Source organism: Dactylosporangium sp. NPDC048998, from assembly GCF_043197855.1.
Lineage (GTDB): Bacteria > Actinomycetota > Actinomycetes > Mycobacteriales > Micromonosporaceae > Dactylosporangium.
Genome location: NZ_JBICTV010000052.1, coordinates 23,307 through 33,418, shown reverse-complemented (window position 1 = coordinate 33,418; position 10,112 = coordinate 23,307). Strand labels below are relative to the sequence as shown.

The 10,112-nt window shown below is 69.7% G+C and carries 8 protein-coding genes and 3 pseudogenes; 5 read left to right on the top strand and 6 right to left on the bottom strand.

Annotation, left to right across the window (positions count from 1 at the left end):
* Window positions 1-734, bottom strand: a 734-nt coding sequence (locus tag ACGFI8_RS45155; RefSeq protein WP_392814565.1) for a fatty acid desaturase family protein, incomplete at its 3' end; no start/stop codon positions are given.
* Window positions 735-1,418: 684 nt separating this feature from the next.
* Complete coding sequence (locus tag ACGFI8_RS45150; RefSeq protein WP_392814563.1) at window positions 1,419-1,865, bottom strand: DUF5994 family protein; 447 nt, start codon at window positions 1,863-1,865, stop codon at window positions 1,419-1,421.
* Between ACGFI8_RS45150 and ACGFI8_RS45145 the strand changes: the two genes are divergently transcribed.
* Window positions 1,864-3,138 carry an alpha/beta fold hydrolase gene (locus tag ACGFI8_RS45145; protein WP_392814561.1) on the top strand — a complete coding sequence of 425 codons (1,275 nt, stop codon included), beginning with the start codon at window positions 1,864-1,866 and terminating at the stop codon, window positions 3,136-3,138. The genes ACGFI8_RS45150 and ACGFI8_RS45145 overlap by 2 nt on opposite strands.
* Entirely contained in the window at window positions 3,102-3,422 is a 321-nt protein-coding gene (locus ACGFI8_RS45140; protein ID WP_392814558.1) for a DUF4193 family protein, read from the top strand. Before ACGFI8_RS45145 ends, ACGFI8_RS45140 begins: the two co-directional genes overlap by 37 nt.
* 168 nt (window positions 3,423-3,590) lie before the next feature.
* Here ACGFI8_RS45140 and ACGFI8_RS45135 read toward each other — a convergent pair whose 3' ends face one another.
* Together ACGFI8_RS45135 and ACGFI8_RS45130 are read right to left on the bottom strand one after the other, a co-directional pair.
* On the bottom strand, window positions 3,591-4,136 hold the full coding sequence (locus ACGFI8_RS45135) for a hypothetical protein (protein WP_392814556.1): 546 nt from the start codon (window positions 4,134-4,136) through the stop codon (window positions 3,591-3,593).
* 654 nt (window positions 4,137-4,790) lie between these two features.
* A pseudogene (locus ACGFI8_RS45130) lies at window positions 4,791-5,183 on the bottom strand (DNA-binding response regulator); the annotation flags it as partial.
* On the opposite strand from ACGFI8_RS45130, the pseudogene ACGFI8_RS45125 reads away from it, so the two are divergent.
* Window positions 5,173-5,659 (top strand): annotated as a pseudogene (locus ACGFI8_RS45125) (hypothetical protein); the annotation flags it as partial. The pseudogenes ACGFI8_RS45130 and ACGFI8_RS45125 overlap by 11 nt on opposite strands.
* Window positions 5,660-5,724: 65 nt before the next feature.
* Here the strand turns inward: ACGFI8_RS45125 and ACGFI8_RS45120 are convergent.
* Both ACGFI8_RS45120 and ACGFI8_RS45115 read right to left on the bottom strand, forming a co-directional pair.
* Complete coding sequence (locus ACGFI8_RS45120; protein WP_392814554.1) at window positions 5,725-5,865, bottom strand: hypothetical protein; 141 nt, start codon at window positions 5,863-5,865, stop codon at window positions 5,725-5,727.
* A 178-nt stretch (window positions 5,866-6,043) separates the two neighbouring features.
* Window positions 6,044-8,224: an MMPL family transporter gene (locus ACGFI8_RS45115; protein WP_392814551.1), complete on the bottom strand. Its 2,181-nt coding sequence runs from the start codon at window positions 8,222-8,224 to the stop codon at window positions 6,044-6,046.
* Between the two features lie 726 nt (window positions 8,225-8,950).
* Between ACGFI8_RS45115 and ACGFI8_RS45110 the strand changes: the two genes are divergently transcribed.
* Both ACGFI8_RS45110 and ACGFI8_RS45105 read left to right on the top strand, forming a co-directional pair.
* Window positions 8,951-9,241 (top strand): transposase, encoded by a 291-nt coding sequence (locus ACGFI8_RS45110; RefSeq protein ID WP_392814567.1) that lies wholly within the window; start codon window positions 8,951-8,953, stop codon window positions 9,239-9,241.
* Between the two features lie 11 nt (window positions 9,242-9,252).
* A pseudogene (locus ACGFI8_RS45105) lies at window positions 9,253-10,080 on the top strand (tyrosine-type recombinase/integrase); the annotation flags it as partial.
* Window positions 10,081-10,112 lie beyond the last annotated feature (32 nt).

Below are 10,112 nucleotides of genomic sequence, written 5' to 3'. Positions count from 1 at the left end.
AAGATGATCGTGTGTGACCACACGTTGCGGGCCACGTTGGCGAGGAGGTTGCCGAGCAGGGCCGGTATGAACGACGGGCCGGCCAGCAGCGGGAACGCCACGTAGTCCTTGATGACCTGACGGCGGGCCTTGCGCAGCACCCCGCGCAGCTGGGTCAGTGCCTCGCCCCAGCGTTTCTCGCCCCGCCAGGCACGTTCCAGCTCGACGTCGTAGATGGCGATGCCCCACTCGAAGACGACGGCCAGTGCGGCGTTGTAGATCGGCTGGGCGAGGTAGATCGGGTGCCAGGGCTGCTCGGGGCTGACCCGCATCGCGCTGTAGCCGATGTCGCGGTCCTTGCCCAGCACGTTGGTGTAGGTGTGGTGCACGACGTTGTGCGAGTGTTTCCACATGTCGGCCGGCGAGGCGTGGTCCCATTCCCAGGTGGTGGAGTGGATGTCGGGGTCGCGCATCCAGTCCCACTGACCGTGCAGGACGTTGTGGCCGATCTCCATGTTCTCCAGGATCTTGGCGACGGCCAGGGCCGCGGTGCCGGCCAGCCACGCCGGCGGCAGGATCGAAACCGTCAGCAGGGTGCGGCCGCCCGCCTCCAGGCCCCGCTGGACAGTAATGACCCGGCGGATGTAGCGGGCGTCGTCCTCGCCCAGGCCGGCGGCCACCTCGTCACGGATTCGGTCGAGCTCGCGGCCGATCTCCTTGATGTCGACCTCGGTGAGATGTTCGGGCATAGGCATTGGTGGGTCTCCTACACATCGATCTCGACGGGACCGGCCGCCGCGGTGACGCAGGTCTGGATGAGTTCACCCTCGTCACCATGCTCACGGCCGGTGCCCGATACCTGGACGGATCACCAGGCTCGCCGCGGAGGCGGTCTCCGGCCATTCAGCCCACGGCTCCACACGCCCGCGGCAGCAAGGGCGTCAGATGACGACAACCGGTGCGCCCAACTTCGCGCCACCTACCCGTGTGCACGCGGCGTTAACCTCCGCAACGCGAGGCGACCGGCCACAGCGCTGCGCTCGACAACCGTGGCCGCCAAGGGGCGAGGGCGACGAGCGACACTCCCGCGGTGCGGCATCGTCGACGTAGGGCTGAGTCCGCCTGTGCTGGGTAGCCCACCGCGTGTACCGGCCACCGCTTTCAGCGTCGGCGTTGCGGGAGCGGCGGCGCGACCGTGAAGGGCGCCGCGCCCGTTGGAGAGGCCGCTGATGGATCGCTTCGGGTCGACCGGAGACACCGCAGGCCAGACCCCGGTACCGTTTCGCTGACTTTATCCGCGCATCCGGGGGGAGGGCTCTCGGGCGGTGTGTTGCGCCGTCCGGGAGCCTTTGCATGCCGGGCGCTCGTGCCGGGTCAAGCCGCGGCCGTCATCTGGCCGGGTCAGCAGCGACCGTCCGGTCTGCGTCGCTACCACCGTGCTAACCGCGGCCGGCCGGGATCGACAGGACGGCGAGGATGGCCGGAGCCTGCAGCCGATTGGCCGGATCCGCCGCCTTGTCCATGGCGGCCCGGGCGGTGGCGGCCTTGACGCCGGGCGGTACGACCAGCAGGTTGATCTGATCGCCGGGCTCGGTGATCGCGACCAGCAGACTCGGCTCGGCCGTGCTGAACCAGCGGACCGGAACCGGGCCCGCGTCGACCGCGGTGGGCTCGAGGCCGGTCTGCCAGACGCGGCTGTTGAGGATCAGCCGGCGGATCGGTCCGTAGTGCTCGGTGAGGGCCGCGATCAGGCCCATTAGCTCGGCCGCGGGCTCCCACGAACGCGGCCACCAGCCGCCGTCGAGGGTGGCGTTGGGCATCCGCTCCGCGGCCAGCGTGAGGCGGGGCTGGGCGCACGATTCAGGGGTTTGAGCGCCGGCAAGCATGGCAGGCCTTTCTGTCGGCGTGCTTCCAAGTGGGGGAGTGGCCGTCGATGGCCGCTGGATGCCGCCGAGCGGCGTGCTCACCGACGTCGGCCGAAGCGCTACCGGTCATGGAAGGGCGGAAGTAGCATGGTACGCCCGGCCGCGGTTCGCGTCCGGTCACGCCAGGCGTCGCGAGCGCGTTCCCGCGGGTCATACGGACATGTGGGCGAGTCGGCGCGCCACGCGGCCCGTGCGGCGTCCGCCGTGCGGGAGAATCCGCGATTACGCTGCCCGGTCCTGCAACGCTTCGTTCCGAAGGATACGCCATGCCTGGGCAACGAGCAGGAACCGACCGCTGGGATGCGGCGTCGGCAGGCGGGCACGGCATCGGCCCGCGGCGCTGGGGATCCGCGTCGCCGTTTGTCGCGCTCATCGGGCGGGCATCTGTGTGCTGGAGCAACTCGGCGGCGGTGATGCCGACGCGGGCCTGACGGGGGCCGTCCGGATACCGCGGCACACGATCAACCGGGAACCGCCCGGCACCGACGAGACCGCAGCGGACCGCCGCCGCGTGACGCAGGTATCCCGCGCCGTGCGTTTCAGCCACCTCGTCCGCGGGTATCTACTTTCCGCCATTGCCAGGCACGCCGATATCCGAACGTCCACCGTCCGAACCGAGGACCGGGCCGCCGCGCACGCCTCCGCGCTGCGTGACCTCCTCGTCGGGCTCGGGCAACGCGGCGCGACGATCCTCGGGCACAGCCTCGGCGGCGGTGTCGCCATGCAGTTCGCCTACCAGTTCCCGGACCGCACCGAACGACGCGTGCTCATCGTGCTACCCGGGCTCGTCGCCCGGGCCGACGCCGGCCCGCTGGCCAAAGGCCTCCGCCGACTCACCCGGCGACGCTCCCGCCGTGCGTTCGTGCGTACCGTCATCGATCGGCGCGGATCGGCCGTGAGCGCCACCGAAGGCCTCCGGCAGATCCGAGATCTGCCAGTCCTGCTAGTGTGGGGCAGCGCCCATCGGACGATTCCACCGCACCACCATCGAGCAGTCGCGAGCCTGCTGGACGCTCCGCAGTTCCTCGACTCGAGATGGCCGGGGCCGGTCACTACCCGCACGAGAGCACGCCGGAGCAGCTCATTCCGGCCGTGCTGGGATTCCCGGCCTCGGCTCCGGCCTTCCGGTACAGCGAGGCCCGCTGGCGGCACCGCCTGGCGCCCGCTCAAGACGATCGATCACCCTTTGGAGCGGACATGCGTGCAGCACACCCGGCGACTCGGCGACGGATGAACGTCGACTACGACGCGCCCCGCCCGAGCCAGGTCGAGGACACCGACGACGGGCTCGACGCGCTCACGAGCTCGCACACCAAAGGTCGGGCCGGCAACGCCGACGTCGACGACGTGGCCAGGCCGGTCTCCGCATCCGACCTCGAACCCACCGACGAAGAGATGTCCGTTCCCGTCGTGCCCATGCGTGGCGACGAGTTCCGGTGCGGACGATGCTTCCTCATCCATCACCGGAGCCGGCTCGCCGACGACCACGGCGTACAGGTCTGCCTCGACTGCGCCTGAACGGCCCACGGCGGTCAGACGCGGGGCGGCACGCGGGCGAGCAGCGCGGTGTCGTCGCTTGCCCAGCCGCTGTGGTAGGCGGCCAGGGCCGTGGCGATGTGCTCGACCGTGGCGCCGGCGTCCAGACCGCCGCTGTCGCCCAGGGCGCGGGCCAGGGCGGCCTCAGGGTCATCCGAGGATGCGCCGCCGCGGACCGGGACGTGTCGGACGATCTTTGTCCAGGCGAACTTTGGTCAGGTAGGCGCCGCTGCCGCGGTCGCCGAACACCCATCGGTTCTGCCGGGACTTGTTGAACCTGCTGAAGTATCGGGTCGCGACCCAACCCTCGACTTGTTCGGGTGCGAGCGTCCGGCCCGCCGGTGGGTGAGGTGCCAGACGTGGTGGTCCAGGCGGGCTTCCATCTCCTCCTCCATGCCGGTTCATCCCGGCGCTTTCCGAAAGTCGAGGGAGTCGGTGAGGGTGATGGTGCGGCTCATACTCGCGCAGTGTGTGCAGCAGGTGCGGCTGGTTCCATACCAGCGTGCGGTCGAGCAGTTCGCGGCGGCAGCTTTGGATCCACCGTTCCATGACCGTGTTCATCCGGGGCATCTGGATGCCGCTGAGTACGACCTGGATCCCCGTGTCGGCGAGGATCGTGTCGAACAGCGCCGGGTATTTGCCGTCTCGATCGCGGATGAGGAAGCGGGCGTGGCAGCCGGCGTCCTGCAGGTCCATGGCGAGGTCGCGTACCGCCTGGGTGACCGACGCGGCGGTCGGGTGGGCGGTGGCGCCCAGGGATCCGTACCCGCCGGGTGGCGTGCTCGATGACGGCTAGGACATACATTCGCATGCCCGTCAAGTTCACGGTTGCGAAGAAGTCGGCCGCCAGGATGGCCTCGGCCTGCGAGCGTAGGGACACCGCCGAGTTGGTGGAGTTTGCTCGGGTGCCGGGTCGATGTCCGCCTTGCGCAGGATTTTCCAGACCGTGGACGCGGCGACCTTGACGCCGGGGACGAGCAGCTCGCCGTGGATGCGCCGGTAGCCCCATCCGTTGTTCGAGGACATGACGATCAAACTGCGCCGCGTCATCATCGCCGCGAAATGTCGACCCCACGCCCACCACCAGCCAACCCTGGAACTGTCCTCGCAGCCGGGGCCGCAGCCGAAACATGATCGGCCAGGAGTGCCAAACACGAGGGGTGGTGCGGTCCTTGCCCAGACGTTGCCGCAGCTGTAACAAAGTTCAGCGGCAATGCGGCGACGACAGCCGGAGCTGCGGCCCACGGGATCGGCGGTTTCGAGCGGCACCGGTGGCGGGTCCGCTACGTTGCCCTGGCGGCCAGCCGGGTCCGGTGAGTAGGCGTGTAGCCCGCCTGCCGCCGCGGGCGGTCAGGGCGGTGCGACCGGCGTCCGGACAGGCGTGACGAGGCCGGTCTCGTACGCTAGGACGACGGCCTGGACTCTGTCTCGCAGGCTCAGCTTGCCCAGGATGTGCGCGACATGGGTCTTGACTGTGTGCTCCGAAACGAACAGGTCCACCGCGATGTCGGCGTTGGTGAGGCCCCGGGCGACGAGGGCGAGGACCTCCGTCTCCCGTGTGGTGAGGTCGGCCAGCCGCTGCGGCCTAACGGGCGGCGCCGTCCGGTCGGCCCGGACGAAGTCGGCGATGAGCCGCCGGGTAACTGCCGGGGCCAGCAGACAGTCGCCCGCGGCGACGACCCGGACGGCCGTGACGAGTTCGGTCGCTGTGGCGTCCTTGAGGAGGAACCCGCTCGCTCCGCTGATCGCCGCAGTGCTGCTCGCCCCCAACACTGGCCGGCGCAGACGATGAGCTGGAACGCGGCACGGCGCTGCCGTGGCGGCGGTGGCGCCTCGGCCACCTGCTGCTCGCCGCAGCCGCGATCGGCGGGCTATTGGCGCTTACCGGGCTGCGGGCACCCGGGGTCTTCGGGGCGTACGCCCTGCTGCGCAACACCCTCGGCTGCGTCGGGCTGGTCGCGCTCGGCGCGGCGCTCCTCGGCGCCCGGCTCGCCTGGCTGCCCGCGTTCGGCTACGTCTGCGCCGTCTACGCGGCGACCCCGCGTCAGGTCGGCGGGGCGGCCGGCGTCTGGGCCTGGTCGGCTCAGCCGTCGTCGGTCACCATCTCCTGGCTGACCGCCGGCACCCTCTTCGCGCTCGGCACCCTCTGGTACGCCGCCCGCGGCGCTCAGCATGGCGGGAGGGGTGTCATGCAGACGGGAAGTAGCCGGAGGGGTTGATCTTCTCCAGATCGGCGGACCGCGCCCGGCTGATAGCGGACTAGTGTCTCGTGATCCTGCTGTCGTTACTTCGAGTTGTTGTCGACGAGTTGCTTGAATTTGGTCTGGACCCAACGGACCTTGGCGAGGATCTCGTCGGCGGTCGCGGTCCAGGTGAAGGGTTTGGCGTCGGTGTTCCAGTGCGCGACGTAGTCGCGGATGCGCACGATGAGGGCGTTGACCGAGGTGAAGGTGCCGCGGCGGCGCGCCGCCTACACCACACCCAGCGCGACGCCGCCGGACCCAGCCAGCCTCTGAACTGGGGGAATGCCCGGCGCGGTCCGGGCCGCAGAGGAAGGTTTAGGAGCGGCGGATGCCGCAGTCACCATCGTCAGACGGTTTCGGTCACCAGAGGTTCCTTCGCCGGCGTGGTCGGGCCCTGCGGATCGGGCGCCTCGACCGACAGGTCAGCAGGATCCGATCGAGCCAGCGCGGCAGCCACCACGCGCCCCGGCCGGTCAGATGCAGCAGCGCCGGCACCAGCACGTTGCGCAGGAGGAACGCATCGAACAGCACCGCGACCGCCAGGCCGATGCCGAACTCGGCGACGAGCCGCTCGCCGATCAGGGCGAACGAGCAGAACACGAGCACCATGACGGTGGCCGCCATGGTGATGACCCGGGTGGTTCCCCGCTGGCCGTTGAGGATGGCCTGCGTGGTGTTGCCGGTCCGGGTCCACTCCTCGTGAATCCGGCTGATCAGGAACACCTGGTAGTCCATCGACAGGCCGAACAGGATCGCGGTCATCAGCACCGGCACGGTCGGGTCGATCGGGCCCTCGCCGCCGAAGCCGGTGACCCGGTCCAGCCAGCCCCACTGGAACATCGAGGTCAGGATGCCGAACGTCACGCTGACGGCGACGATGTTCATTACCGCCGAGAGCACCGCGACGAAGATGCTGCGGAACGCGAGCAGGATCAGCACCGCACCGAGCAGGATGACGACCACCAGGAACAGCCCGAAGCTGTCGTTGAGCACGTCGGCGAAGTCGTCGAACGTCGCAGTGACGCCGCCCACGTAGGCCTCGACGCCGGTGCCCGCCGTGACCGGCGGGATGACATCGTCGCGCAGCCGGTTGATCAGGTCGCTGGTGGCCTCGTCCTGCGGCCCGGTGGCCGGGATGACCTGGATGATCGCCGCCGACTTGTCCGCGTTCGGCACGGCCGGGCCGACCGACGCCACGCCGGCCGCGTTCTGCAGGCTCTGCCGCACCGCGTTGAGCGTCGACTCATCGCCGGCGCCTTGCGGCGTGCTGACCGACACGACCAACGGGCCGTTGAGGCCCACGCCGAAGCCGTCGGCGAGCGTGTGGTATGCCTTGCGGGTGGTCCACGACGCCGGGTCGTTGCCCGAGTCGGAGTGGCCCAGGCGCATCGAGAAGAACGGGATCGCCAGGACCACGACCACCACCGACACGACCGCGGTCAGCAGCGCCGGGTGCCTCCGGGTGAACAGGTTCCACCCCGACGAGCCGGTGGTGTCGACGGCCGTCGGGCTGGACTCGGCTCGCGTGCGGGCCAGCCGCCGCCGCTCCCGTCGGCTGAGCACGCGCGAGCCGAACAGCCGCAGCAGGGCCGGCAGGAGCGTCACCGCGGCCGCGACCGTGAACAGCACCGTGACGGCGGCAGGGACCGCCATGCCGTCGATCAGATCGACCTCGAGCACGAGCGGGCCGAGCAGGGAGATGCACACTGCGATGCCCGCGAAGAGCACGGCCCGTCCCGCCGTGTTCATCGCGTTGATCGCCGCCTCTTCGACCGTCTTGCCGGCCTTGAGATCGTTGCGGTGGCGGGTGACCACGAACAGCGCATAGTCCACGCCGACGCCCAGGCCGATGAGGGCGGCGCTGGTCGACACGCCGATGGTGTGCGACAGCAGGCCGATCACCGCGGTCGCGGCGCCCAGCGCGAAGATCGCCGAGATCAGCGGCAGCAGCATGGCCATCAGGGAGCCGAAGGCAACCAACAGCACGACCCCGGCGACGACGATGCCCACGATGCTCGGCAGGGATGGCGGCTGCTGCTGGCTCAGCGAGATGCCCCGGCCGCCGAGATTGACCTCGAGGCCGTCCTTCTGCGCATCCTGCGCGGTCTTCACGACGTCCTTGAAGATCGACACCGGCAGGCCGTCGGCCGGCTCGTCGAACGTCACGGTGGCGTAGGCGATGGTGCCGTCGCCGCTGATCTGCGCGGTGCCCGCCGGGTCATACGGGCTGACCACGCCGGTGACGTGGGCCGACTTCGCGACCTTGTCCAGCATCGGGGTGATCTGGTCGCGGACCTGCTGGTCGGTGACCGAGCCCGAGGAGACCTTCCACACGATCGTGTCGACGTCGCCGGGCTGGTCGGGCAACGTTTTTCGCATCAGGTTGTAGGCGTCGGTCGAGCCGGCGCTCGACGCCGCGAACGAGTCGGAGTAGGCGTTGCCGGCCGCGCCGCTGGCAACCGTGAGGCCGACCAGCCCCACGATCCACAGCAGCAGCACGATCAGTCGGTGCTGGAAGCACCATCGAGCCAGAGCAGTCATGACGGTCCTATCGATTGAAAATCGATGTTCACGAACTTCGGTCGGTGCCTCCAGAGTGGCGGGCGCGTCAGGGCGTCGCCGCGGCCGGCTCCGTCGTGGGCAGCTCTGGCTCGGGCGCCGCCGCGGGGCTGGCGGCCGCTGATGACCGTCAGCGTGATCAGGAAGGCCGTTGCCGCCTAGGACGGTGCCCGCGATGAACGCGGTGGCCATGCCGTGCGCGAGCATGAGGTGCTCGATCGCGTCTGGGGGTGAGGCCGGGGTGCGGCTCACAGGCCACGTCCTGGCTCGCGGTGCAGAAGACCGCGACGAGGATCGCCCGGCCCAGCACGCCGCCGCTCCACTGCATCGACTCCAGGAAGCCGGAGGCCGCCCCGGTGTCCCGCTCGCACGCCGCTGAGGATCGACTTGGTTGAGCGCGGTGAAGGCGAAGCCGGGGCCGAGGCCGAGCAAGACCGAGTCGAGCGGACCATCGCCTGGTACCACGGCATGAAACGACTCCGCATCCGGTGGGAACGCCGCGACGACATCCACGAAGCCTTTCTTCGGCCTCGCCACCTGCATCATCACGTACCGACACGTCGTCCGTCTTTGTTTAGACCGCATCTCATTTGGGGTTGTTGGTGTGCAAGGTCATTCGTTGTCCTGTCATGGGTGGTGTAGAGAAGTACTGCCCGGAAGCGTTGTGGCACCTCGCGCGGCCGTTGCTGCCCGAGCACCCGAAACGGCATCAGGGGTGGCGGGCGGCGGATCGATGACCGGATCGCACTCGCGGTGATCCTGTACGTCCTGGACTCCGGCTGCGCCTGGGATGAACTGCCCGCCTCGTTCCCGATCTCGTCGAAGACCACGCACCGCCGGTTCACCGAGTGGGTCGCGCTCGGCGTGATGGCCGCGCTGCACCAGGCGACGCTCGATGTGCTCGGCGCCGCGGGACAGATCGACTGGTCGCGGGCCAGCATCGACGCCCATGCATGTGCGGGCGGTAAAGGGGGGACCTCACGGGGCCGAGCCCGGTAGACCGCGGTAAGCCTGGCTCCAAGGTCCACGCGATCAGTGGCCGGAACGGGCTTCCGCTGCATGCCGACGTCTCGGCTGCCAACGTCAACGACCATAAGGTCCTGCAGGACATGGTCGACGGCATCACCCCGGTGCGTCAGTCGGTCGGCCGGCCCCGCAAGCGGCTCGCGAAGCTGCACGGCGACAAGGGCTACGACTACCGGGCCTGCCGGCAAGCCCTCACGCGGCGCGGGATCAAGGCCCGGATCGCCCGCAAGGGGCACGGCCAGTACGCGGGGTGGGGAGAGGTGGTCGTGTTCGCCGCGTGCACCGCCGCCCGGATCGGCGAGGTGTCCGGCGTCCGGGCCGGGGACATCGACCCGGACACGTGGACATGGACCGTGCGCCGGCAGACCACCCCCGGGCCTGGCGGCCTGATCGACAAGGGAACGAAGGGCAAGCGGGCGCGCCGGGTGCCGATCATCATGGAGGCGCGCGACCTGCTCAAACCGCGACTCGATGCCGCGAAAACACCGGACTCCCGGCTGTTCACCGGCCCGCGCGGCGGCCGGATCAGCACGGCGGTACTGCGCGACGCCACGCACTGGGATGAGGTGGTGGAGGCGCTCGGGTTCGAGCACCTACGCCGCCACGACCTCCGGCACACCGGCCTGACGTGGCTCGCCGACGCGGGCGTGCCGGTCCACGTCCTGCGGAAGATCGCCGGACACGGGTCGATCACGACGACACAGCGCTACCTGCACCCGGACCGCCGCTCGATCGAGGACGCCGGAACGGCGCTGAGTGCCCATCTCGCGGCCCGCCGGTCCTCAAATGGTCCCCATACGCGGGCCGCCTAGATCCACAAGAGTGATCCAAGCAGCACAACGAA